This window comes from Desulfurivibrio alkaliphilus AHT 2 (assembly GCF_000092205.1).
GTDB classification, from domain to species: domain Bacteria; phylum Desulfobacterota; class Desulfobulbia; order Desulfobulbales; family Desulfurivibrionaceae; genus Desulfurivibrio; species Desulfurivibrio alkaliphilus.
This window is the reverse complement of the sequence record NC_014216.1, coordinates 1,249,377-1,273,065: the sequence shown is the minus strand read 5'-3', so window position 1 is coordinate 1,273,065 and position 23,689 is coordinate 1,249,377. Positions and strand designations below refer to the sequence as shown.

The following is a 23,689-nucleotide window of genomic DNA, read 5'->3' as shown; positions in this document are numbered from 1 at the left end:
AATGGAGCAGGGAGAAGATAATGAGCAAACTTAAAGTGCTGGCCTTCAACGGCAGCCCGCGGCTCGGGGGCAATACCGCCGCCATGCTGGCCGCCTTGGAGGAAGGAGTGGTTGGCGCCGGGGGCGAAATGGTTACCATCCGGGTCTGTGATTTGGATATTCAGCCCTGCACGGCTTGCGGGGCTTGTGACGAGACCGGGGAGTGTATCATCGAAGACGATATGGCAGCTCTTTACCCCCGAATTATGGCGGCCGACCGGCTGGTGCTGGCCTCGCCCATTTACTTTTACGGCCTCACTGCCCAGACCAAGGCCCTGGTGGATCGCAGCCAGGCCTTGTGGAACCGTGGTCGTCTGGGGCTGGAGCGGGGCCCGCAGGCGCCGCAGCGTCGGGGCCTGCTGCTGGCGGTGGCCGCCACCAAGGGGCCCCGGGTCTTTGAAGGCGCCATTCTCACCGCCAAGTACGCCTTCGATGCCATGGGGTTTGCCCACGGCGGCGAATTATTGGTGCGGGGGCTGGACGCTCCCGGCGATGCGGTGCAACAGCCGGAAAGCCTGCAACGGGCCACCAAGTTTGGTTACGCCCTGGTGCAAGAATAAACCTTGACAGCCGCCGCGCCGATCAGGTAAAAGGACGGCTTCCATTATCTGGCCCCTTCGTCTAGCGGTCTAGGACGCCGGCCTCTCACGCCGGTAACACGGGTTCGAGTCCCGTAGGGGTCACCAAGTAAAAACAGGGATTTAGCCTGGTTCAGGCTGAGTCCCTTTTTTCTTTTCCAAACAGATATCCAACTTTATATCCAACAAGGGGCCGGTGTTATTGGCTGAAAAGGCCCCTGTGTTTTTTTACTGGCTGTTCATCCGGGTCAGGGTCCTCTGGGCGATCCACAGCAGGCCGACGGTGGAGGTGATGATCAGCAGCAGGGGGATCAGCCGGTGCAACCCCTCCAGGGAGGGGTTTTGGGCAAAGGCCCAGATTTCCGGGGCGTCTCGGCCCAGCATGAAGAAGATCAGGGTTCGCGGCAGCATGCCGATCATGGTGCCGAGCATGAAGGAGGTCAGGCCCAGTTTCAGGACCGAAAGGGCCACGTTGGTCATGGCAAAGGGGAGCACCGGCGACAGGCGGGTAAAGATAATCATGGTGAACTCGTCCCGGCGGATCTGTTCAAGAAATTGCTGGATTTTGGGGTTGAGGTAGAAGTCCTCGCTCAGTACCAGCGCTTTGGCCGCGCCGCCCAGCCTCAGGCCGAGCAAGGCGGCCAGCGGATAAGACAGCAGAAGGCCTGCCAGCCCGTACCAGGAGAAGAAGTAACCGCTGACTATGGCGACGAAAGTGGTGGGGGTCAAGGCCAGGGCCATGGCCGGGATGGCTGCCAGGTGAAAAATCAGCAGCGCCGGCATGGTCTGGGTTGTCAGCAGGTGTTGATTGGCCTGGGCGAAATAGATAAACAGCGAAGATACGGTAAGGGGGAGAACCGCAAAAAAGATCAGCAGCAGCAGAAAGTTGCGGTTTGCCCGCAGATGGCCGAAGGCGGTGCGGTTGGTGAGTCTGGCAAAAAAGCTCATGCCGCCGCCCCCCGGCCGCGGCCTGCCCCCAGCGGCTGTTGCAGCACCATGCCTCAGCCCTGTTCCTGCCGGGTTTTGAGATACTGGTAAGCCTGGTTGATCTCCTTCATCTTCTCTTCCGCCACCTTCCTGAATTCTTCCCCCAGATGGTTGACCTTGTCCGGGTGATACTGCTTGCTCAGGTTGCGGTAGGCGCTTTTCACCTGTTCGAAGTCGGCCCCGGGCTCCAGGCCCAGGGTATGGTAATAACGAGCTTCCTGGTCGGCGGCGGGGCGAGTGCCGGCGGCTCGGCCGGCTCCCGCCTGGTAGCGGGCCCGGATGGCCTGGTGGTCATAGGGGTTGATGGCCAGGAAGTCGGCAATTTGCTGCAGGGTCTGCAATTCCCGCGGTGAGACCTCCTTGACGTACATCACCCGGTAGATCAACTCCAGCAGGATCAGCCGGGGTTCATAGCCAAAGCGGCGGCGGAATTCATTTAGCAGGTCATCCAGGGTCAACTGTGAGGCCATGGCCTCTTTGACCAGTCCCTTGACCCAGAGCATCTGCTGGTGGTTGTAATGGAGGTGAACCCGGAAAAAATCGCTGATGGCTGCGGTCTCCGCCCGGCTGACTTCGCCGTCCAACTGGGCGATTCGCACCAGAATATGGACCAGCAGATAAACAAAAAGGTTGTGGCTTTCCGTTTGAGACTGCTCGTAAAGCCTAACCTTGCGGCGGACGTACCAGGTAAAGGCCCACAGGGCACCGATGGCGCCCAGCACCACAATCCCCAGGCCCAGTAACAGGGCGCCGACGATGTTGAGCAGCAGCGGGGCGCCGCCCAGCAGCAACAAAAGCAGGATCAGCAGCAGCAGGCAGCCGCCGCAACCGGGCCCACTGGTGGGGCGGCGATAGACAATCATGATTGGGCGGGGGTGCCTGCCTGAGCCCCGGAGGTGGGGGGATGGGACTGGTCATTATCGTCCTGTCCCCTGGTAAACAGGGCCTTGACAAACTCTCGAGGTTCGAAGTCGCGCAAATCTTCCATTTGCTCGCCGATACCGACAAAGCGGATGGGGATCTTGAACTCCCGGCAGATATTGACCACGATCCCCCCCCGGGAGGTGCCGTCCAGCTTGGTTAAGGCAATACCGCTGACCTCCACCGCCTCGTGAAACAATCGCGCCTGAGAGATGCCGTTCTGGCCGGTGGTGGCGTCGATGACCAGCATCACCTCGTGGGGGGCGCCGGGGATCTTCTGGTTCATTACCCGTTTGATTTTGCGTAACTCTTCCATTAAATTTACTTTGGTGTGCAGCCGGCCGGCGGTGTCGACGATGATCACGTCGAAATTCCGGGGCCGGGCGTAATCGAAGGCGTCGTAGATCACCGAGGAGGGGTCGGCCCCCTGCTGCTGGGCGATCACTTCGGCGTCCACCCGCTGCCCCCAGGCCTGCAGTTGTTCAATGGCGGCGGCGCGGAAGGTGTCGGCGGCCACCAGCAGTACCTGTTGGCCGGCTTGTTTGAACTTGTAGGCCAGTTTGCCGATGGTGGTGGTTTTGCCCACCCCGTTGACCCCCAGGACCATGATGACAAAGGGGCCGCTGGCCGGCATCACCAGTTCGGCGGGGCGGTCGGCCTGCACCAGGTAATCCTGCAACAGTTGCTGGAGGATTCCCTCCAGGGCCTTGGGGTCGCTCAACTGATCCCGTTTGACTTGCTCCCGGGCCCGTTCCAACAACTCGTGGGTGGTGGCGGTCCCGAGATCGGCGGTGATCAGGATCTCTTCCAGCTCATCAAACAGCTCGGCATCGATGACCTTTTTCCCCAGGAACAGCTCATCCATGCGGCTGACCAGGTTTTCCCGGGTCCGGCTCAGTCCCTGCCGCAGCCGGTTGAAAAAGCCGTTGGCGGCCGCCGGCGGCGGCTCGGCTGCCGCGGCCGGCGCCTCGGTTGGCGCGGGTTCAGCGCGTTCAACGGCGGCGGCCGACGGCTGCACCGCCTCTTCTTCCGGCGCCGGCCACTCTTCAGTGGTCTGTTCAACCAATGGCGGGGCGGTGGGAGTCGGTTCCTCCTCCCCGCGCCCCAATTTTTTCTTAAACCAGCTCAGCATTGGTGTTGTTTCCTTGTAGCTTGCTTGAAACGACTGTGCTTCAGCACCGTAACCTAACGGTCACAAAAAACCGTGAGAGCAACGAAACTGATCAGCGAGGCAAAGATAGGGTAAGCGTTCAGCAGTGCCGCAGGTTCGGGCAAGCAGCCAGGCGCAGCGTACCCCTGTACGTAAGCCTGGCTGATCGCCCGAAGATGCGGTGCTGCTGAGCGCTTACCCAGGAATTGACTCTAGGGCTGCCACTACTTGGCGAATGATCCAGGCCGGGGTCGAGGCCCCGGCGGTTACCCCCACACAGTGGAATTTTTTCAGCTTGTCGGGCTCCAGTTCGTCTTCTGTTTCCACCAGAAAGACCGGGCAGTTAAGGCCGTGGGCAATTTCCGCCAGGCGCTTGGTGTTGGCGCTGTTACGGCCGCCCACCACCACCAGCGCATCGATTTCCCGGCACATCTCCCGGACCTCGTCCTGGCGCTTGTGGGTGGAATCGCAGATGGTATTGAACACTTTGCCGCCGGGAAAGCGTTTAAGGATCTCATCGGTGATCTCCCGGAAGAGTTCTTCGTCCTGGGTGGTCTGGCTGACGACGATGTAAGGGGGGGCAAGTTGCAATTCGTCGAGATCGGTCAGTCGGCTGACCACCAGCCCCGCCGCCCCGGCATGCCCCATCAGGCCCTCCACTTCGGCGTGATCCCGGTCGCCGACAATCACCGTAGTATAGCCTTCTTTCTGGTACTTGTCGATAATTGCCTGTACCTTGACCACCCGGGGGCAGGTGGCGTCTTCCACCACCACCCCGCTTGCTTCCAGGCGGTGTTTACGCTCCGGCGGCACCCCGTGCGCCCGGATTACCACCGTGCCGGTGGTGTCGGCGGGTACTTCTTCCAGCACCTTAACGCCTTTTTCCTCGAGCATCTCCAGCACCTGGGGGTTGTGGATCAGCGGCCCGTATGTGGCGATGGGCCCTTGCCGCAGGTCCACCAGTTTCAGGGTGGTTTCCACGGCCCGCCGGACTCCCATGCAAAATCCGGCGTGTTGGGCCAGAATAACTTTCATTCCGGTTCCTCCAAAATGTAATAGCCTGCTTCCAGTTTATGGTTAGCCGTGATGTTGACTGCGGCGGCGGCAGCCGAAGTTCTGGTCCAGAAACTCGCACTCCGCCGGTGACAGATCGAAACGGATCTCCGCCTCGCGCAGAAGAGTAAGGCGATTACGCTGGGGCTCGTCGGCCAGGCATTCGCCGACCCAGGCCAGGGCGCGTCGCATTTTTTCTCCCGGGGGCTGAACGCTTTGGCCATCGCTCATGGGTCTTCCTCCAGTTTAAAGATGACGCCTCCCAGCGGCGGCACTTTAACCAGCAGATGTTCAGGGGCCTGGCCGCAGGGTTCGTTGATACTCTCCAGCGGTTCCGGGTTGCTTACCCCGCTGCCGCCCGCTGCGGCCAGGTCCGAGTTGAAAACCTCCCGGTACCGGCCGCCCCGGGGAACGCCAAGCTTGTAATTATAATGCACCTGGGGGGTGAAGTTCAGCAGGCAGATCACAAATTTTTCCCGGTTTTCGGTGAAACGGGCAAAACTGATGATGGAATTGTCGACATCGTTGAAATCCAGCCACTGAAAACCCGCCGGCGAGAAGTCGTCGTCCCACAGGGCCGGGTTGCGGCGGTAAAAATGGTTCAAGTCCCGGACAAAATGCTGTAACTGACGGTGTTTTTCCCCTTCCTCCAACAGGTGCCAGTCCAGGCTGACCTTGCAGTACCACTCGGACAGTTGACCAAACTCACCGCCCATGAACAGTAGTTTCTTGCCGGGATGGGTCCAGAGGAAAAAGAGCAGCAGGCGCAGGTTGGCAAATTTCTGCCAGTTGTCGCCGGGCATCTTGTTGAGCAGGGAGCGCTTGCCGTGGACCACCTCGTCGTGAGACAACGGCAGGATAAAATTTTCACTGAAGGCATAGAGCAGGGAAAAGGTCAGGGCGCTATGGTGGTATTTGCGAAACAGGGAGTCATACTGGAAGAAACTCAAGGTGTCGTTCATCCAGCCCATGTTCCACTTGTAGCCAAACCCCAGCCCGCCACAGTCGGTGGGCTTGGAAACCCCGAAATAGCTGGTGGACTCCTCGGCGATCATCATAATATCCGGGTGCCGGTCGTAAACGATGCTGTTGAGGTGCTTGAGGAATTCGATGGCCTCGATGTTTTCCCGGCCGCCATATTCGTTGGGCAGCCATTCTCCCTCCTGGCGGCCGTAATCCAGGTAAAGCATGGAGGCCACCGCATCCACCCGCAGGCCGTCGATGTGGTAACGTTCAAGCCAGAACAGGGCGTTGGCGATCATGAAATTGGCCACCTCGGCCCGGCTGTAGTTGAACACCAGGGTGCCCCATTCCTGGTGGGCTCCTTTGCGGGGGTCTTCATGTTCGTAGAGGCAGGTGCCGTCAAAGCGGCTCAACCCGTGACCGTCGGTGGGGAAGTGGGAGGGTACCCAGTCCAGGATCACCCCGATCCCGTGGCGGTGACATTCGTTGACCAGGTAGGCGAAATCGTCCGGAGTGCCGAAACGGCTGGTCACCGCGTAAAAGCCGATTACCTGGTAGCCCCAGGATTCATCCAGGGGATGCTCGGCCACCGGTAGAAACTCCACGTGGGTAAAGCCCATCTCCAGCAGATAAGGGATCAGGACATCGGCGATTTCCCGGTAGGAGAGAAAGCGGGAAGGGTCCGCCGGGTCCCGGCGCCAGGAGCCCAGGTGCATCTCGTAAATGGACAGGGGCTGGCGGTAGCTGGAGCTTTCCCGGCGCTTGGCCAGCCATTCATCGTCGCTCCACTGGAAATTGCCGGTGTCCCATACCACCGACGCACTCTTGGGGCGAATCTCGCTGAAAAACTGGCAAGGATCGGCTTTTTCCAGGATGTCGCCCTGCTGGGTGCGAATTTCAAACTTGTAAGGCTCGCCGGCCCCGACTTCCGGGATAAAAAGCTCCCAGATCCCCGAACCGCCCAGCACCCGCATTTGGTGCAGGCGGCCGTCCCAGAAGTTGAAATTGCCCAGCACGCTGATTCGGCGGGCGTTGGGGGCCCAGACACGGAAAATGGTGCCGTTGATGCCGTCGATGGTGACCGGGTGCGCCCCCAGCTTGTCGTAAAGCTGGTAGTGGGTGCCGTTGTTGAGCAGATAACGGTCGAAGTCGCTCAACTGCGGCCAGAAACGGTAAGGATCCTCGAACTGGTGGCTGGCACCGTCGGGGTAGTGGGCCTCCAGCCGGTAGGGGAAAAATTCCCGGCAGCCGGGCAGGCTGAATTCAAAAATGCCTTCATCGCGGACCTTGTACATCTCCCGGCGTTCTCCCTGGATCAGCAGAAAAACCTGGCTGGCGGCGGGTTGAAAGCAGCGCACCACCGCTGCGGGCAGCTCGCCGTCTTGCAGGTGAAAGCCCAGGACTTGAAAGGGGTCGTGGTGGTCGGAGTTGATGATCCGCTCGAAATCGGAAGACAAGGGATGGGTCATGGGGGTTGGCTCGGTTTAAATTGTAATATTGGTGAATTTACGGCTGGACGCCTGTTTGTTGTAGCACAGGTTGGCCGGGGCTGACAAGCAAAGATCATGAGATGTCCGGTGCAAACACCAATGGCTTGCAACTGCCTGGCCCCGCTGCTTTTTGCAATTGATTTTGCCAGACCCATCAGGTAGGCTCAAGCTACAGCAGTAGCGTGAATTATCCGTAACTGATCACGGGACACCCCATGCCTGACGATCTTCCAAGGAGTAAGCGGTCACGGGGTGCCCCAGATTGCGGCAAGCAGACCGGCGCAGCGTACACCACCGGGTACTCAAGCCGGGCTGATCGCCGCAAGGTGGGGTGCCCCGTGATCGCTTACATTATCCGGTCATGCGGCCGGGTTGTACCGTTGTTATTCCACCCAGGGGTATTGCAACCGTGGACAGCCTGCAAGGTCAGTTTTTAATTGCCACCCCCCAGATGTCCGATCCCCGTTTCATGGAAACGGTGATTTATCTTTGCGCCCACAACGATGAAGGGGCCATGGGGCTGATCATCAACCAGCCGCTTAAAGATGTGCAACTGGAGGATATCTTCCGCAACGCCGAGATTCCCCTGCCCAGCAGTCCGCTGGGGCCGGTTTACCTGGGCGGGCCGGTGGAAACCAGCCATGTTTTTGTGATCTATTCCGTCGATTATCAAATCGGCAATCAGCTGCGGGTAAGTTCCACCATCTCCCTGACCCGAGACCCGCGCTTGTTTTACGACCTGGCCGCCGGCGATGGGCCGCAGCATTATCTGGTCACCCTGGGTTATGCCGGCTGGGGGCCGGGGCAGTTGGAGGCCGAACTGAGTGTTGACGGCTGGCTGGTGCTGCCGGCCCTCGACGAAATCATCTTTGCCACCCCCGACCACCGTAAATGGCGGCAGGCAGCGCTGGCGCACGGCGTTGATATCGGCCTGTTCGGCAGTGTCAGCGGCTCTGCCTGAGACAGCCCATAGATTTTCTTCCCCAAAAAGTTTGCCCGAAAAATTATTCTTGCTGGCTTGGCTGAGCATGTTAGGGTAGGGCCGATTTTTACCTGTAAAATATCACTATTGCTTTATGTTGGCTCAATTTCGAGCCGCAGAAGGAGAGAGCGTGGAAGAGCAAGCCGGTAACGCCCAGCGCAGTTCCTGGATTCAGATGAACCCTCCGGTTTTTATTCTGTCCGCCGTGCTTACGGTGACCTTCGTCACCTTCGCCATGGTGGCCACCGAAACCGCCGGGACCCTGTTTGATGCCACCCAGAGCTGGATTATCGAGTCCGCCGGCTGGTTTTACGTACTGGCGGTGGCCGGTTTTTTGGTCTTTGTCGTCGGCCTGGCGGTTTCCGGGCATGGCCGGGTAAAGCTGGGCAGTGACCACAGCGAGCCCGATTACAGCTACTGGTCCTGGTTTGCCATGCTCTTTTCCGCCGGGATGGGGATCGGGCTGATGTTTTTCGGGGTGGCGGAACCGGTAATGCACTACGTCAGCCCACCGGTGGGCGATGCGGAAACCGCCGAGGCGGCCAAGCAGTCCATGCGGATCACCTTTTTTCACTGGGGGGTTCATGCCTGGGCCATTTACGCGGTGGTGGCCCTGTCGCTGGCCTACTTTTCCTTCCGCCAGGGCCTGCCCCTGACCATCCGCTCGGCTTTTTACCCGTTGATCGGCGAGCGGATTTACGGCCCCATCGGCCACGCGGTGGATATTTTTGCGGTGCTGGGGACCATTTTCGGGGTGGCCACCTCCCTTGGCTTCGGGGTGATCCAGATCAACTCGGGTTTGAACTATCTCTTTTCGGTGCCCAGCACGGTGGGGGTGCAGGTGATCCTGATTGCGGTGATCACCGCCATTGCCACTGTCTCGGTGGCCCTGGGGCTGGACGCCGGCATTCGCCGCCTTTCTCTGCTCAACATGATCCTGGCCGCCGCCCTGCTGGCCTTTGTACTGGTGGCCGGGCCCACGGTTTTTCTGCTCCAGACCATGGTCCAGAACACCGGGATGTATATATCCTCGCTGTTTGAAATGACCTTCAACCTGTATGCCTATGAGCCCACCGACTGGATCGGCGGCTGGACCCTGTTTTACTGGGGCTGGTGGATTGCCTGGGCCCCCTTTGTCGGCATGTTCATCGCCCGGGTTTCCAGGGGGCGCACCATCCGGGAGTTTGTGGTCGGGGTGTTGCTGGTGCCGGTGGGTTTTACCTTCATGTGGATGACCTTTTTCGGCGATACCGCCCTGCACATGATCATGATCCAGGGGCTTGCCGCCCTCTCCGAGGCGGTGGCGGCGGATACCTCGGTGGCGCTCTTTCAATTCTTCGAGCACCTGCCCCTTTCATCCATCACCGCCTTAATTGCCACCCTGCTGGTCATCACCTTTTTTGTCACCTCGTCGGACTCCGGCTCACTGGTGGTGGATATCCTGACTTCCGGCGGGGCGGATGAATCGCACACCTGGCAGCGGATTTTCTGGGCCCTGGTGGAAGGGGTGGTGGCTGCGGCGCTGCTGCTGGCCGGTGGCCTGGCGGCCCTGCAGACCGCCACCATCGCCAGCGCCCTGCCTTTTACGGTAATCATGATCCTGATGTGCTGGGGGCTGTTGCGGGCCCTGCAGATCGAGGGGGTTAAAAGGGTCAGCCTGCGCGAAGCCCGGGTGATGCCCCGGGGACCCCATGCGGCGCTGAGTTGGAAACAGCGGCTGCGGACCCTGATCCATCAGCCCAGCAAAAGGGAGGTCAGGGAGTTTCTCGAGACGGTGGTCAAGCCGGCGCTGCATGAGGTGGCCGATGAGTTTCGCCGGCAGCAGCTTGACGCCCGGGTGGAAGAAGGCGAGGACGGCCGGGTCTGGGTCGAGGTGCGACATGCCGCCGAAGATGATGTCGACTTCCTGTATTCGGTGCGCCCCCGCCCCTATGAAGCACCCACCCTGGTCATGCGCGACACCCGTGCCAGCCGGGCGGAGGCCCTGAAGTATTACCGGGCCGAGGTTCATCTGCTGGAAGGGGGGCAGGATTACGACATCATGGGCTGGAGCAAGGATTATGTGATCAGTGACGTGCTTGAGCAGTACGAACGGCATGTCCATTTTCTCCAGGCGGTGCGCTAGCGGCCCGTTGCAGAAGGGGAAGCGATTACGGGGTACCCAGCCAGGAAAACAGACATGAACATAACCACAGGGGAGAAAACAACCATGCGGATAATTTTTGCCAAAACCGGCGGCAGCCTGCTGACCGCCGGCCTGCTGACCGCGGGGCTGCTGCTGCCGACCCCGGTTGCCGCCTCCATTGAACTCGGCCCGCTCACCTTGGGCGGCGCCATGCGGGTTAACTACACCATCGGCGACTATGAGCCGGAAATCGGTTCCCCCTCCCGGGCGGAAGGGGATGGCGGCAACTTTACCCTGGACACCTTCCGGCTCAACCTGGATTACGCCCAGGATCAATGGGTGGGCAAGGTCGAGTACCGTTTCTACGACGGCTATCACTTTCTCCACACCGGTTGGCTGGGTTACAACTTCCCGGATGATGCGCAACTGCAGGTGGGGGTCAACCGGGTGCCCTTCGGCCCCGGTCCCTACGGGGTGTCCCAGAGCTGGATGTTCGACCAGCACTACTACGTGGGGCTGGCCGACGATATGGACCTGGGGGTCAAATACACCCGGCCCTTCGATAACTGGACCCTTGATGTCGCCTACTATTATGCCGATGAAGGGGCTTACGCCGGCAGCAATACCAAGGCCGCCCGTTACTCCTACGACGTGGTCGATACCAGCGGGGATGGCTATGAGGAGCGCAACCAGTTCAATATCCGCGGTATTTATCACTTAACCACCGCCGCCGGGGTGGCCCTGGACCTTGGCGCCTCAGCCCAGTACGGCCAGTTGAAGAGCAACGGCCCGCAAAGCGATGGCGATCATTACGCCGGCTCGTTGCACGTGGTGACCAAATGGCAGAACTGGACCCTGGCCACCCAGTTGACCTACTACAAATATGATGTGGACGAAGATCAGCCCCTGGGCACCGATACCCTGGTGAAAATGGGCGCCCACGACTACACCACGGAAGTAGCGGCCGAGGCCTGGATTCCGGCGGTATCGTTAAGCTATTACCTGGAAACCCCGGGCCTGGACTGGCTGGATTACCTGCTGCCCTACATTGAGTACAGCTCGCTGATGAAGACCGAGAGCGGCTTCAACGACAGCGAAATGCTGGTCATCGGAGCGGCCTGGGCCCGCGGCAACTGGTACAGCTACACCGATCTGGCCTACTCCAACGGTAACGACTTTGTCGGCAACACCTCCGGCTGGGAGCGCTTCGGGGCCAACCCCGACGATAAGTGGGAGTATCGCTTCAATATCAACTTCGGCTACTACTTTTAACCCCTCGCCTCAGCGCATTTTCTTCTTCCTGCTGTTGCTGCAGGTGGATCGACTCCAGCAACTCCGGCGAGAGCCGGGACTTGATCTTTTTCACGGCGGCCCGGATCTGCTGGGTGGGGCACTGGGGAATGGTGCTCGTGCCCTGATCGGCATAACTTTCCAGCTCCAGCTTCCGGCCTTTGTCGGTAAGCTGGAAGCGGTGGGTCCAGTTGATCTCCAGGGTCTCGGGGGTCTCCTCGATTTCCACCGCGATGGCTTCGCCTTCTCGGGCCACCTGCACTGCGTCCATCTCGGTAACCTCCAGCACCCAGGCATCACCCGGTTGGGTGGTGAAGAGCACAAAAACCCCCAGGGTTTTAAAGAGCACCTGCCGGCCCGCGGCGGCTTCCTGCAGGGTCTTGATCTCGCCGGTCAGTGACGGCGGCTGGCTGGCCGCGGCCGGGGTGCGCCCTGCCAGGCGCTGTTTTTCCAGGCAGCATTTTTTGAATTTCTTGCCGCTGCCGCAAGGGCAGGGGTCGTTGCGTCCTATTTTAGCCATGGTTGCCGCTCTCCTTTTTATTTCGGTTAGTCGATACGGATTATGCGTTCCTGGTCGCAATAGTAGCGGACCAGAGCGTTGAAAATTTCGTCCCGGCCGGTATAAATCTGGTTGTTGGGGCTCAGGATCTGTTCCACCGCCTCGGCAAAGCCGTCAACTCCCACCACGTATTCATGGATATGGTGGCGGCTGTCCGGGCAACGGTCGTTAAGCAGCGTGTCCAGGTACCGGTTGACGTTGGCCCAGTAGACGTGGTTGTTGCGAAAATGGGCGTTGTCCTGGCGGGCCTGGTCGATTTTGCGGTCCATCATCTCTTGCAGGCGTTGCTGAAAAAGGTGGTTGTAAATCTCGCCGGCCACTTTAACCGGGCCTTCGCTGGACATTCCCACACTTTTAAAGCCGCCGGTATTGGTGGTGAAAAGCACCATCATGGTCAGGGTTTCATCCTGGTAACGGCCGCGGTCCCGCTGCGGGTTGAAGTGGCTGACAAACAGCGAGGAGCGCCCCTGGGGGGCGGTGCCGGTTTTGCCGGAAACCAGGTTGCGGAAGTAAGGGAAGTTGTCCCGCATGGCTACGCCGGTGCCCCGGCTGACCACTTCATGTAAAATTTTCAGGCTGGCCTCCCGCTCCCGCCGGGCATCGAAAAGCGGCAGGGGGCGCAAGGCCGGGTCTTCGGCTCGCTGGTAGATCACCCGGTCGTTGACCGTGATTCGGCTGACAAAGGTCGGTTCCCGGTAAAAGCCGTCCAGAAAGGCGTTGTAAACCGCCAGCCACTGTTGCACCGGCAGGTCGGTGGCGCCGATGCCGAAGGGCCAGTAGCGGGCATCTTCCCGGTTGTACTCCAGGCCGAGGCGGTCGAAGGCGCTGAGCATGGCGTTTTGCACCAGGCGGTTGGTGTAGAGCCGGGCGAAGATGGTATTTACCGACAGCACCTGGGCCTCGGTCAGGCTGTATTGCCGGCCGCGATAACGGTTGTTGCCGCTGCCGCGCTGGTCGTAGTCGTACCAGTTGCGGGGCAGCCAGATCTGCCGCCCTTCTTCCTCCATGTACTTGAACTCCACCGGCTCGTCGGCAAAGGTGTGCTCCGGTTTAACATCGGCGGCCACCATGGCGTAGTAACCCACCACCGGCTTGATGGTGGAGGATGGCGTTACGGTGGCCCGGCGGTTCATCAGGTCGATGATCACCGGGCGGGGCGGGGAGGCGGCCTGGCCATCGGTTCCGTCGGTATTGTCCGTTTCGGCGGCGATCAGGTTGGCGGCCCCCTCGGCGCCGCCAAACTCCTTGCCGCCCACGTAAGAGACTATTTCTCCGTGCTGATTGACGGCGATGACGCCGACATTAAGGTGCCGTTCAAGCTGCTCCATAAAGCCGGCAAAATCTTCGAAAGGGGCCTGGCGGGGCAGGTGGTCGTAGCGTGCCAGTTCCCGCCGCCACAGATTGCGGTTGCTGCGGCGCAGGACATTGCGATATTCAGGCGAGTTTAGAAAGTCGTCAATGATCTTTTTGGCGTTTTCCGTAAGGTTAAGGTCGATGGCGGTTTCGATGACCACATCGCCCGGCTGGTCCAGCAGCAGTTGGCTGCCGCTGACTTCGCGGCCGTTGATCCGGTAGCTCCGTGAGGTTACTTCCCGGATAACGTTCCACGAGGTCCACTCCTCTTCGCCGTACAAGGGTGAGCGAAAGTCGCGGAAGCCGATGTTGCGGATCGATTCCTCGTCGTGCAAGCGCCACTGCCGGTATTCGCGCTCACTGATCTCCCCCAGGCGGTGGAGATGAGCAAGGGCCAGGTTGACCTTGTTGATGGCGGCCCGGGCATGGCCGGCCAGGTTGGGGTCCAGCTCGTCGAAATTCCGCCCGTTGACGATCCGGTAAAAGGCGACCTGGCGGAAGTGGTTGGGAATGAAAGCGCCGATGGCCACCAGTTGCTGGTAGTTAAGTTCCTCCAGGTCTTTGCGGAAATAGCTCTCGGCGGCCGCCGGCAGGCCGTAAATATTGGCCCCCACCGGCACGGTGTTGATATAAAAATCCAGGTTCTGCTCTTTGCCGAAACGGGCCACCATCATGTAGGCCAGGATGATCTCCTCCAGCTTGTTGGCCACCGTCCGCTGGGTATTGCCCAGAATCTTTTTGGCGTTCTGCATGACCACGGTGCTGGCCCCGCGGGGGGTGCCGCGCAGGGTGTCGCGGACGGCACCGGCCATGTTGAACCAACTTACCCCGGGGTGAATCAGGAAGGCATTAACATACCAGGGATAAGCATCGTGGGGCAGGAAGTAGTGGTCTTCACAGGCCAGGATCGCTTTTCTGGCCGGTTCCGGCACCTCCAGGGTAACCTGGCGCCGCCCGTAAGACTTGATGGTATTGCCCTGGCGGTCGACAATCCGGGCCGAATGGGCATAGCTTTCCAGGCTGGCGGGCAGACGGGCGATGGGAGCGGTGTCGTAGACGGCCCGGGCGGCCAGGATTTCCACAATATGCTGAGTGGGGCCTGGGATGTAATTGATGGCCAGCAAAGCCAGCAGGGTCAGCACCCCCCAGCGCAGCACGCGCGGCAGCCAGAAAAAAGTGGCGAACATCAGCCAGTTGAAGGGGTTGCGCCAGGGGTAGGCCAGGTTGACAAGCCCGGCCTGCTGGCGCAACTCCAGGTAATGCCGGTAGCGTTCCACCAGGCTGTTGCTGCGACGCAATTTTTTGTCCAGGGCCTTGTCGCTTAAACCGCGGCGGATGGCGTCCTCGGAAAAGGTGTGTTTGAAGGCCTTGTATTTGAGGGCCTGTTCCCGGGGGTCACGCCGGCGCGAGTCCTGCCGGCCGGCGGCCGCAGATTGTTTGGCGGTGCCGGTTGCCTGGTCGGTGGTTTTTTGATCTTTGGGGCTGCTCACGATAACGATCTGCCGGTAAGCCTGTTCAGGTTGCAGGTACGGATTATTTAATGGTGCGGCTGAACGATTACTAACTTGTCGGCAAGTTGCCGCCCGGGGGTGAATATAACCGACCCGGGTGATGCCAGGCAAAACAAAAGGGGGATAATTGGCGGAAAAGTTCTCAGGTGCCGCCGGGGAATGCCGATATGCTATGGCAGGTGGCGGCAGCCGCAGGTACAATAATATCTTTGTTTGAGTTACAGATCTGGTAGCAAATAAGTGTGGGGCGATGAAACAACCAGTTACCAAACAGAACCCGGAAGGGGCGGCGGCGGAGCCGCCGGCGGTTTTCCACTGCCCGGCCTGTGATTTCAGGCGGGAGGTGGCCGGGCGTCATGCCGGTAAAACCGTTCCCTGCCCGCAGTGCAAAACCAAAGGGCAGGTCCAGGCTGCAGCTCCGGTGCAGGCGGTGAAGCAGGCCAAAGCGGGACGACCGGCTCACCGGCGGCCATGGTTGCGCCCCGGGCGCGGGGTTACGGTGGCCGGGATTCTGCTGCTGGTGGGCGCTGCGGCCCTGGCCGGTTATCTGATGGGGGAGGGCGGCAAGCAACCGCTGGCCTCCAGGCTCCCCTTTGCCACCATGATGATTCCGGCCCCACCCGCGGCCCCGGCGGTGCTGGATGACCTCGAGGCCCGGGAACAGATCGCCATGGGCCAGGTGCAACAGGCCCTGGCTGGAGATCGCAATCTGCAGGGGAAAGACCTCAGCACCCTGAACCTGGCCGGGCTGGATCTGCGGGGCGTGAACTTTGCCGATAGCCGTCTGCATGGGGTTAACCTGCAAGGGGCCAACTTGCGTGGTGCTGATTTCAGCCGGGCGGACTTGATGCACGCCGACCTCAGCGAGGCAGACTTGCGGGAGGCCAAGCTGGTGGACGCCAACCTGGCGCGAGCCAGCCTGGCTTTGGCCGATTTGGGTGGGGCGGACCTGCGCCGGGCCGATCTTTCCCGGGCCAATTTCAGCCAGGCCCGCTTGCGGCAGGCGGATTTGCGGCAGGTATTGTTCAGCGAAAGCGATTTCCGCCATGCTGACGCCCGCCGGGCCGATTTTCGCGAGGCCACATTGCGGCAGGCCAATTTCAGCGGCGCCGATCTTTCCAGGGCTATTTTCAGCGGCACCGATCTTACCGGCGGGGTTTTTCAGCAGGCCAACCTGGCCGGAGCAGTTTTAGAGGGGGCCGATTTAAGCCGGCTGGCCCTGGCCGGAGTAAAGATGGTCAAAGCTAATCTAGCCGGGAGCAACCTTTATGGGGCCGATTTACGTGGGGTGGATCTCACCGACGCCAGCCTGCTGGAGGCCGATCTCAGTGCCGCCGATCTGGCCGGTGCCCGGCTGGACAAGGCGGTATTTGCCGGCGGTACCCTCCATGGGGCCCGGCTGCTGTCGGCGGTGGCCAGAAATGCCGATTTTCGGGCCGCCAATTTGACCCGGGTGGCGGCCCAGCAAGCGGATTTCAGCCAGGCCGATTTCACCGGGGCCAACCTCACCGCCGCGGTGTTCAGTGAAGCAATAATGGCCGGGGCCAAGCTGCTGGAGGCCAACCTGACCAATGCCAACCTGGATGGGGCCGACCTGACTTCCCGGGTCTCGATGATCCGGGGTAACCTGACCAACGCCTCTTTGCAGAAGGCCGACCTGCATGGGGCTGATCTCAGCAATGCCATTGTCACCGGGGCGGTGCTTCGCGAGGCTAATCTCCGGCGGGTGCGATTGAGCCATGCCTCTTTGAACCGGGCCGACCTCTCCTGGGCCACCATCGTGGATGCCGACCTGAGCAATACCGACCTGCGGGAGGCCAATCTTACCGGGGTCAACCTGGGAGCCGGGGCCTCGGTACTGCAGAGCCTGCGCAGCGCCGTTTCCCTGGGCGGCCGGATGATCCGTTACGACTTGCGCAACGCCAACCTGGTCAACGCCAACTTGCGGGATGCCGACCTGGCCGATGCCGACCTGAGCAATGCCGATCTGCGCCAGGCTAATCTCGCCCGGGCCAACCTCAGCCGGTCCGATCTGCGCTGGGTCAATCTCACCGACGCCGATCTTTCCGGGGCGATTTTAAGCGGCGCCAGCCTCAATGACGCCGATTTCAACCGGGCCGTCTTTGCCGAGGCCAACCTCACCCGGGCCAGCCTGTTCAATGTTAAAAATCTCGACAAAGCAAGAATGCTGGATCAGGCCCAGGGGTACGAGCCCAAGGCCGGTGATGATTCACGGCCCGAGCAGTCGGCCACATTGGCGGCCCTGATGCTGGAAGAAGAAGCGACCGGTGGTGATGATGGACGGCCGGTGAAGATCTGGGGGGTGGATATTGAAGGGGCCGGGATGATTGCCGAGCAGTACCAGGGGATGAGCGAACTGGGAAGGGTGATCGGTGAGTCCAGCAATATCGAGGCGGCCCTGTTGCGCCGCCAGTTGTTTGCCTCGGCCCCGGACAGCATCCCCGGCCGGCCGGGGGTTACCTTCGGGGCCCTGTTTGCGGTAAATTTCATCCCCGCCGATAGCCCGCTGGAGTTGGAAATCCGCTGGTTCGGTCCCGACGGCCGCCAGGTGGCCAGCCAGCGGCAGACGGTGCACAACGGCCGCCGCCAACTGATTTCGCATACCATCCCCCCCGAGGCGAACAACGTCAACGGTCTCTGGAAACTCCGCTTCTACTACCAGGAGCGGGCCATCAGCGAGCAGGAACTGACGGTGACCCCACCTGCCGGCCGCCGATCTTAGTGTGAGCGATCACGCAAACCTCGTGATCGCTTATCCCTTGGCACATCCTTACAGTTAGAAAAGTTCCGGCAAATCAGCCGATGGCCTGCAGACGACGGCGGTTTTCCTCGATGGTGCCCAGGGTGGCCATTAGTTCGTCTTTTTTGGCCTGTTCCTTGGCCACCACTTCCGGCGGGGCCTTGGCCAGGAATTTTTCGTTGCCCAGCTTGCCTTGGATGCGCTGCAATTCCTGGTTGAGCTTTTTTTCTTCCTTGTCCAGCTTGGCGCATTCGGCGGCCACATCCACCAGGCCGGCCAGGGGGACGAAGATCTCCAGTTCGGGCAGGATGTGGGTGGCGTTGCCGGCGGGTATTCGGCCTTCGCTGCTGATCTCCAACTGGTCGCTGCGGGTCAGGCCTTTAACGGCCTCGCCCAACTCCTGCAGGGTGGCCAGCTTGGCCGGATCGCTGCAGATAATGCCGACCTTGATGGTGGCCGAGGGGTGCAGCAGGTAGGTACTGCGGATGTTGCGGATGCCGCCCACCACCTCCATCAGCAACTCGGCCTGGGCCTCGGCCGCCTCGTCCTGCCGGGCCGGGTCGGCCACCGGGAAGGGCTCCACCATGATGGAAGAGCGTGCGCCAGGCAGGGCGTGCCAGATCTCCTCGGTAACAAAGGGGATCATGGGGTGGAGAATTTTCAGGATATCCTCCAGCACCCGCAGCAGTACCGCCCGGCTGCGGGCCTTGAGCGCCGGGTCGTCGCCGTACAGCTCGGGCTTGATCCACTCCAGGTACCAGTCGCAGAACTCCTTCCAGACAAACTGGTAGGCGGCGTTGGCGGCGTCGTTGAAACGGTAATCATCAAGGGCCCGGCCAACTTCGCCGGCCACCTTGCCGGCCCGGCTCAGAATCCAGCGGTGGGGCAGGGAAAGCTCGTCGGTTGTGCCGTCGGCCTTGCCACCTTGCGCCAGTGATTGCTCCCGGGATAAGCGGTCTCCAGGTGCCGCAAGGTGCGGTGCCTGGTGATCGCTTATCTGCATCAAGGTGAAGCGGGCGGCATTCCACAGTTTGTTGATGAAGTGGCGGTAACCTTCAATCCGCTCTTCGGCCAGCTTGATGTCCCGGCCCTGGGCGGCGAAGGCGGCCATGGTGAAGCGCAGGGCGTCGGTGCCGTACTGGTCCATCAACTCCAGGGGGTCCAGCACGTTGCCCTTGGACTTGCTCATCTTCTTGCCGTGCTTGTCCCGCACCAGGGCGTGCAGGTAGACATCCCGGAAGGGTACCTGGTCCATGAAGTGCAGGCCCATCATCATCATCCGGGCCACCCAGAAGAAGAGGATGTCGAAGCTGGTGATCAGCACGCTGGTGGGGTAGAACATCTGCAACTCTTTGGTTTTCTCCGGCCAGCCCAGGGTGGAAAATGGCCAGAGGGCCGAAGAAAACCAGGTGTCCAGCACGTCCTCTTCCCGGTGCAGGCTGCTGGAGCCGCACTTGGGGCAGAGATCCGGGTCGTGTTCCTCGACGATCAGCTCGCCGCAGGCCTCGCAGGTCCAGGCGGGGATGCGGTGGCCCCACCAGATCTGGCGGGAGATGCACCAGTCGCGGATATTGTCCATCCACTCGTAAAAGGTGTTGTGCCACATCTTGGGCAGCAGGTTGATCTCTCCCTGCCGCACGGTGTCGGCGGCCCTTTGGGCCAAAGGCTTGACCGCCACGAACCACTGCCGCGACAGGGCCGTCTCCACCACCGTCTGGCAGCGGTAGCAGTGGCCCACACCGTGCTGGTAATCTTCGATTTTTTCCAGCAGGCCGGCGGCCTTCAGGTCGGCCACGATCTTTTCCCGGCAGGCGAAACGATCCAGCCCGGCATAGGCGCCGGCCTCTTCGTTCATCATCCCGTGGTCGTCCATCACCTTCAGCACCGGCAGTTGGTGGCGGCGGCCGATCTCGAAGTCGTTAAGGTCGTGGGCCGGGGTTACCTTGAGCGCCCCGGAGCCGAAATCCTTTTCCACGTGGGTATCGTACACGATGGGGATCTTGCGGTTAACCAGCGGCAGGATTACTGCCGCTTCCTTAAGCTCGCGGTAGCGCTCATCGGCGGGATGCACCGCCACCGCCGTGTCCCCCAGCATGGTCTCCGGGCGGGTGGTGGCCACCACCACATGGCCGCTGCCGTCGGCCAGCGGGTAGCGGATGTGGTAAAGCGCCCCGGCGGTCTCTTCGTGTTCCACCTCCACGTCGGCCAAAGCGGTATGGCAGCGGGGGCACCAGTTGATGATGTAGTTGCCCCGGTAGATCAACCCTTCCTTGTAAAGGCGGACAAAGACCGTGCGCACTGCTTGCGACAGCCCCTCGTCCATGGTGAAGCGCTCCCGCTCCCAGTCGCAGGAGCAGCCCAGCCGCTTGAGCTGGTTGATGATCTGGCCGCCGGATTCCTCCTTCCACTGCCAGACCCGCTCGATGAATTTGTCCCGGCCCAGTTCCTGGCGGCTGACCCCCTTGGCGGCCAGTTGCCGCTCCACCACGTTCTGGGTGGCGATCCCGGCGTGATCGGTGCCCGGCAGCCAGAGTACGTTGTAGCCCTGCATGCGGCGGTAGCGCACCAGGATATCCTGCAGGGTGTTGTTCAGGGCATGGCCCACATGCAGCACCCCGGTGACGTTGGGCGGGGGAATGACAATGGAAAAGGAGGGCCGGGATTCGTCCATGGTGGCCCGGAAATTTTTGTGCTCAAGCCAGTTCTGGTACCAGCGGTCTTCCACCTCGCGAAACTCGTAGGCCTTGGGGAGTTGCCGGGAGGTGGGGGCGGGCTGCTTGTTTTCCGGGTTGGCGGTTGGTTGGTTCATGGTTTACAAAACACTCCAGGGTTTGGGCAGGAAAACCCTGGCGTACAGGTCCAGGGCGTAACGGTCGGTCATGCCGGCGACAAAATCGCAGACCATGCGGTCGCGGCTGGTGTCTTCCGGGTAATTGACGGATTTTTGCCAGTGGTCGTCGTGGGCCAGAAAATACTGGTAGAGTTCGCGGATCACCTTCATCGCCTTGAAAAAATCGGCATGCACCTTGTAGTTTTCATAGACCCGGGCAAAGAGAAAGGTGCGCAACTCGTCGATGGCCGCCACGATCTCCGGGCTCATGGTCAGTTGCTCGCCGCCGCCGGCCAGGGTTTGCTGCACCAGGTCGCAGACCATGGTGTTGACCCGCTGGGAGGAGGTGGCCCCCAGGCGCTCGATCAGGTGCCGGGGGATCTCGTCATCCCGTAACAGCCCGGCCCGCACCGCGTCGTCGAGGTCGTGATTGACATAAGCGATGATGTCGGAGAGGCGCACCACCTGACCCTCCAGGGTGGCGGGCAGCAGGTCGCTATCGGCGGTTACCGGCGGCAGGATGGCGCCCCGGCCCTTGGAGTGCCGGGCGATCCCGTCGCGCACCTCCCAGGTCAGGTTCAGGCCGCGGCCCTTGTTTTCCAGCAGGTCCACCACCCGCAGACTCTGCTGGTAGTGGTGGAAGCCTTCCGGGTGCAACTCGCTGAGCACTGCCTCGCCGGCATGGCCGAAGGGGGTGTGGCCCAGATCGTGGCCCAGGGCGATGGCCTCGGTGAGATGGCCGTTTAAGCGCAGGGCCACCGAAATGGTGCGGGCGATCTGGGAAACCTCCAGCACGTGGGTCAGGCGGGTGCGGTAATGGTCACCGGCCGGGGCCAGAAAAACCTGGGTTTTGTGCTTCAGGCGCCGGAAGGCCTTGCAGTGGATGATCCGATCGCGGTCGCGCTGGAAGGCCACCCGGATGGTACACTCTTCCTCCGGCCGCGCCCGGCCCCGAGACTCGCTGCTGCGGGTGGCGGCGGGTGCCAGGTTGAGGGCCTCGCGCTCTTCTATTTGTCGACGAATCAGGCTCATGGCGGCGGAAGATACTGACAAAACAAGACCCGGTCAAGCAGAAGTAAGGATCTCTTCGATTTCGCTGTTTACTTTTTCCCACTGGTCGTAAAGGCGTTCCAGGCGGCGTTCCAGTTCGGCGTACTCTTTGCTCAGCTCGGCAAATTCCTCCTGGCGGTGGTAGATTTCCGGGTCGGCCAGCAGTTTTTCCAGTTCATCCTTGCGCTGCTCCTGTTTTTCTACTTCACTTTCCGCTTGGGCGGCTTTTTTGCGCAGCGGTCCCAGGAGTTGATTAAGCCGTTGGCGTTCTTGCGCCTGCCGGCGGCGCGCCTCCTTGCCCCCGTGACCGCTGGCCCGCTGCCCACCCGGCTCGGTGGCGCCGGGCGACCCGTCCCCAACTGGGGCGCGGTCCTGCTTGGTTGCCGCCGAGGTTGGGGTTAAGGCGGCCTCCCGATCCCGGCGAACCTTGTCGAGGTATTCGTCGATGTTGCCTTCGTACATGGTGCCCCGGCCCTGGCTGATTTCCAGCACCTTGCCGGCAAAGGCGTTGACGAAATGGCGGTTATGGGACACCACGATGATGGTGCCGTCGTAACGGTCCATGGCCTCCTGCAGCACTTCCTGGGAGACCATGTCCAAATGGTTGGTGGGTTCGTCCAGGATCAGCAGGTTGGCCGGCACGGCAATCATCTTGGCCAGGGCCAGGCGGCTTTTTTCGCCGCCGGAAAGGACGGAAACCCGTTTGTCGGCATCCTCGCCGCGAAAGAGAAAGGCGCCCAGCAGGGAGCGAACCTGGGTTACGGTGAGGTTGGGGGTGGCCTGGAAGACGGTGTCGAAGACCGTTAATTCCGGGTCCAGTTCCTGGGCCTGGTGCTGGCCGAAGTAGGATGGTTTGACGTTGTGTCCGAAACGGACCTCGCCGCCGTCGGGGCGGAGCAGACCGGCCATGATTTTGACCAGGGTGGATTTACCGGCCCCGTTGACCCCCACCACCGCCAGCTTCTCGCCGCGCTGCATAATGAAATCAAGCCCGTTGAAGACCTTAAGCGGCCCGTAGTTTTTGGTCAGCCCCCGCACCTCCACGGCCAGGCGACCGCTGGGCGGGGCCGGCGGAAAACGGAAGTCCACCCTGGCCTCGGTTTCCTCCAGCTCCACCTTGTCCATTTTTTCCAGTTGCTTGAGCCGGCTCTGGACCTGGCTGGCCTTGGTGGACTTGGCCCGGAAGCGGTCGACAAAGCGCATGGTCTGCTGAATGTTGGCCTGCTGGTTTTCCCAGGCGGCCCGTTGGATCTCCAGCCGCTCTTCCTTCTGGCGCAGGTACTGGTCGTAGTTGCCCTTGTAAACCGTAAGGTTGCCCAGGCTCAACTCCCAGATGGCGTTGCAGATGTTGTTTAAAAAGGTCCGGTCGTGGGAGATCATCACCAGGGCGCCCTGGTAGCCTTGCAGAAAATCCTCCAGCCAGGTCAGCGATTCCAGGTCCAGGTGGTTGGTGGGCTCATCGAGCAGCAGCAAGGCGGGGCGGGCCAGCAGCAGCTTGGCCAGTTGCAGCCGCATCTGCCAGCCGCCGGAAAAGGCGTGGCAGTCTTTATCGAATTCTTCTTCCTTGAAACCAAGCCCCACCAAAACCTTTTCCACCTGGGAGCGAATGCGAAAAATATCCTGGCTCTCCAGGGCGTCCTGCAGCTCCCCTTGGCGCTCCAGCAAGGCCTGGCAGTCGGGGTCGGCCTCGGTTATGGTAGAGAGTTGCCCGTTGACCTCATCGAGTTCTTGCTGCAGGGCCAGCGCCTCGGCAAAGGCGCTTTCCGCCTCCTGGTACAGGGTGCGGCCCGGGGCAAAACCTTCCAGCTCCTGGGGCAGATACCCCACGGTGGCGCGTTTGGCCCGGCTCACCACCTTTTCATCGATCAGCCGGAGGCCGGCCATGATCTTCATCAGGGTGGATTTGCCGGCCCCGTTAACCCCCACCAGGCCGATGCGATCCTGGGGGCTGACCCGGGCCGACACTTCCTTGAACAGGTGCTTGTCGCCGAATTGGATGGAGAGATTCTGGATGGTTAACATGGGTGCACACTTTTCCAATTAAAAA

General features: G+C 61.1%; 16 protein-coding genes and 1 tRNA gene. 6 read left to right on the top strand and 11 right to left on the bottom strand.

Going from position 1 to position 23,689, the window contains the following annotated elements:
* The first annotated feature begins 20 nt into the window (after window positions 1–20).
* On the top strand, window positions 21–599 hold the full coding sequence (locus tag DAAHT2_RS05430) for a flavodoxin family protein (RefSeq protein ID WP_013163291.1): 579 nt from the start codon (window positions 21–23) through the stop codon (window positions 597–599).
* Window positions 600–649: 50 nt separating this feature from the next.
* Window positions 650–725 (top strand) — tRNA-Glu (locus DAAHT2_RS05425).
* 120 nt (window positions 726–845) lie between these two features.
* Here the strand turns inward: DAAHT2_RS05425 and DAAHT2_RS05420 are convergent.
* The 6 genes from DAAHT2_RS05420 to glgB all read right to left on the bottom strand — a co-directional run bounded on the left by DAAHT2_RS05420 (window position 846) and on the right by glgB (window position 7,160).
* Window positions 846–1,565 carry a VTT domain-containing protein gene (locus DAAHT2_RS05420; protein WP_013163290.1) on the bottom strand — a complete coding sequence of 240 codons (720 nt, stop codon included), beginning with the start codon at window positions 1,563–1,565 and terminating at the stop codon, window positions 846–848.
* A 53-nt stretch (window positions 1,566–1,618) separates the two neighbouring features.
* Entirely contained in the window at window positions 1,619–2,467 is an 849-nt protein-coding gene (locus tag DAAHT2_RS15205; RefSeq protein WP_013163289.1) for a J domain-containing protein, read from the bottom strand.
* The gene (gene ftsY, locus DAAHT2_RS05410) at window positions 2,464–3,657 is read right to left on the bottom strand and encodes a signal recognition particle-docking protein FtsY (protein WP_013163288.1); all 1,194 of its coding nucleotides are present in this window, start codon (window positions 3,655–3,657) and stop codon (window positions 2,464–2,466) included. Before ftsY ends, DAAHT2_RS15205 begins: the two co-directional genes overlap by 4 nt.
* A 213-nt stretch (window positions 3,658–3,870) precedes the next feature.
* A complete protein-coding gene (gene ispH / locus DAAHT2_RS05405) occupies window positions 3,871–4,710 on the bottom strand; it encodes a 4-hydroxy-3-methylbut-2-enyl diphosphate reductase (protein WP_013163287.1) in 840 nt (279 codons plus the stop codon).
* Between the two features lie 42 nt (window positions 4,711–4,752).
* Window positions 4,753–4,959 carry a hypothetical protein gene (locus tag DAAHT2_RS05400; protein ID WP_013163286.1) on the bottom strand — a complete coding sequence of 69 codons (207 nt, stop codon included), beginning with the start codon at window positions 4,957–4,959 and terminating at the stop codon, window positions 4,753–4,755.
* Window positions 4,956–7,160 (bottom strand): 1,4-alpha-glucan branching protein GlgB, encoded by a 2,205-nt coding sequence (gene glgB / locus DAAHT2_RS05395; protein WP_013163285.1) that lies wholly within the window; start codon window positions 7,158–7,160, stop codon window positions 4,956–4,958. Before glgB ends, DAAHT2_RS05400 begins: the two co-directional genes overlap by 4 nt.
* 430 nt (window positions 7,161–7,590) lie before the next feature.
* Between glgB and DAAHT2_RS05390 the strand changes: the two genes are divergently transcribed.
* The 3 genes from DAAHT2_RS05390 to DAAHT2_RS05380 all read left to right on the top strand — a co-directional run bounded on the left by DAAHT2_RS05390 (window position 7,591) and on the right by DAAHT2_RS05380 (window position 11,560).
* Entirely contained in the window at window positions 7,591–8,142 is a 552-nt protein-coding gene (locus tag DAAHT2_RS05390; RefSeq protein WP_013163284.1) for a YqgE/AlgH family protein, read from the top strand.
* A 196-nt stretch (window positions 8,143–8,338) separates the two neighbouring features.
* Complete coding sequence (locus tag DAAHT2_RS05385; protein ID WP_049824443.1) at window positions 8,339–10,288, top strand: BCCT family transporter; 1,950 nt, start codon at window positions 8,339–8,341, stop codon at window positions 10,286–10,288.
* A gap of 84 nt (window positions 10,289–10,372) precedes the next feature.
* The gene (locus DAAHT2_RS05380; protein WP_013163282.1) at window positions 10,373–11,560 is read left to right on the top strand and encodes a TonB-dependent receptor; all 1,188 of its coding nucleotides are present in this window, start codon (window positions 10,373–10,375) and stop codon (window positions 11,558–11,560) included.
* Here DAAHT2_RS05380 and DAAHT2_RS15045 read toward each other — a convergent pair.
* Window positions 11,538–12,098: an SEC-C metal-binding domain-containing protein gene (locus tag DAAHT2_RS15045; protein WP_013163281.1), complete on the bottom strand. Its 561-nt coding sequence runs from the start codon at window positions 12,096–12,098 to the stop codon at window positions 11,538–11,540. The two genes, DAAHT2_RS05380 and DAAHT2_RS15045, sit on opposite strands and share 23 nt — an antisense overlap.
* A gap of 26 nt (window positions 12,099–12,124) precedes the next feature.
* Complete coding sequence (locus tag DAAHT2_RS05370) at window positions 12,125–14,980, bottom strand: transglycosylase domain-containing protein (protein WP_013163280.1); 2,856 nt, start codon at window positions 14,978–14,980, stop codon at window positions 12,125–12,127.
* A 271-nt stretch (window positions 14,981–15,251) separates the two neighbouring features.
* Here DAAHT2_RS05370 and DAAHT2_RS13835 point away from each other — a divergent pair, with 271 nt between their 5' ends.
* Complete coding sequence (locus tag DAAHT2_RS13835) at window positions 15,252–17,744, top strand: pentapeptide repeat-containing protein (RefSeq protein WP_013163279.1); 2,493 nt, start codon at window positions 15,252–15,254, stop codon at window positions 17,742–17,744.
* A 73-nt stretch (window positions 17,745–17,817) separates the two neighbouring features.
* Here DAAHT2_RS13835 and DAAHT2_RS05355 read toward each other — a convergent pair whose 3' ends face one another.
* From DAAHT2_RS05355 to DAAHT2_RS05345, 3 genes are read right to left on the bottom strand one after another with little or no spacing between them, the layout of a single operon-like run.
* A complete protein-coding gene (locus tag DAAHT2_RS05355; RefSeq protein ID WP_013163278.1) occupies window positions 17,818–20,571 on the bottom strand; it encodes a valine--tRNA ligase in 2,754 nt (917 codons plus the stop codon).
* Window positions 20,572–20,574: 3 nt separating this feature from the next.
* Entirely contained in the window at window positions 20,575–21,624 is a 1,050-nt protein-coding gene (locus DAAHT2_RS05350; RefSeq protein WP_013163277.1) for a deoxyguanosinetriphosphate triphosphohydrolase, read from the bottom strand.
* A gap of 33 nt (window positions 21,625–21,657) precedes the next feature.
* Window positions 21,658–23,664, bottom strand: a complete 2,007-nt coding sequence (locus DAAHT2_RS05345) for an ABC-F family ATP-binding cassette domain-containing protein (RefSeq protein WP_013163276.1) — start codon at window positions 23,662–23,664, stop codon at window positions 21,658–21,660.
* Window positions 23,665–23,689 lie beyond the last annotated feature (25 nt).

Coding starts and splice junctions, on each gene's coding strand:
- DAAHT2_RS15205 (WP_013163289.1), bottom strand. CDS start 2,467: ATGATTGTCTATCGCCGCCCCACCAGTGGGCCCGGTTGCGGCGGCTGC.
- DAAHT2_RS05420 (WP_013163290.1), bottom strand. CDS start 1,565: ATGAGCTTTTTTGCCAGACTCACCAACCGCACCGCCTTCGGCCATCTG.
- DAAHT2_RS13835 (WP_013163279.1), top strand. CDS start 15,252: ATGAAACAACCAGTTACCAAACAGAACCCGGAAGGGGCGGCGGCGGAG.
- DAAHT2_RS05350 (WP_013163277.1), bottom strand. CDS start 21,624: ATGAGCCTGATTCGTCGACAAATAGAAGAGCGCGAGGCCCTCAACCTG.
- DAAHT2_RS05385 (WP_049824443.1), top strand. CDS start 8,339: ATGAACCCTCCGGTTTTTATTCTGTCCGCCGTGCTTACGGTGACCTTC.
- DAAHT2_RS05430 (WP_013163291.1), top strand. CDS start 21: ATGAGCAAACTTAAAGTGCTGGCCTTCAACGGCAGCCCGCGGCTCGGG.
- ispH (WP_013163287.1), bottom strand. CDS start 4,710: ATGAAAGTTATTCTGGCCCAACACGCCGGATTTTGCATGGGAGTCCGG.
- DAAHT2_RS05400 (WP_013163286.1), bottom strand. CDS start 4,959: ATGAGCGATGGCCAAAGCGTTCAGCCCCCGGGAGAAAAAATGCGACGC.
- DAAHT2_RS05355 (WP_013163278.1), bottom strand. CDS start 20,571: ATGAACCAACCAACCGCCAACCCGGAAAACAAGCAGCCCGCCCCCACC.
- ftsY (WP_013163288.1), bottom strand. CDS start 3,657: ATGCTGAGCTGGTTTAAGAAAAAATTGGGGCGCGGGGAGGAGGAACCG.
- glgB (WP_013163285.1), bottom strand. CDS start 7,160: ATGACCCATCCCTTGTCTTCCGATTTCGAGCGGATCATCAACTCCGAC.
- DAAHT2_RS05345 (WP_013163276.1), bottom strand. CDS start 23,664: ATGTTAACCATCCAGAATCTCTCCATCCAATTCGGCGACAAGCACCTG.
- DAAHT2_RS05380 (WP_013163282.1), top strand. CDS start 10,373: ATGCGGATAATTTTTGCCAAAACCGGCGGCAGCCTGCTGACCGCCGGC.
- DAAHT2_RS15045 (WP_013163281.1), bottom strand. CDS start 12,098: ATGGCTAAAATAGGACGCAACGACCCCTGCCCTTGCGGCAGCGGCAAG.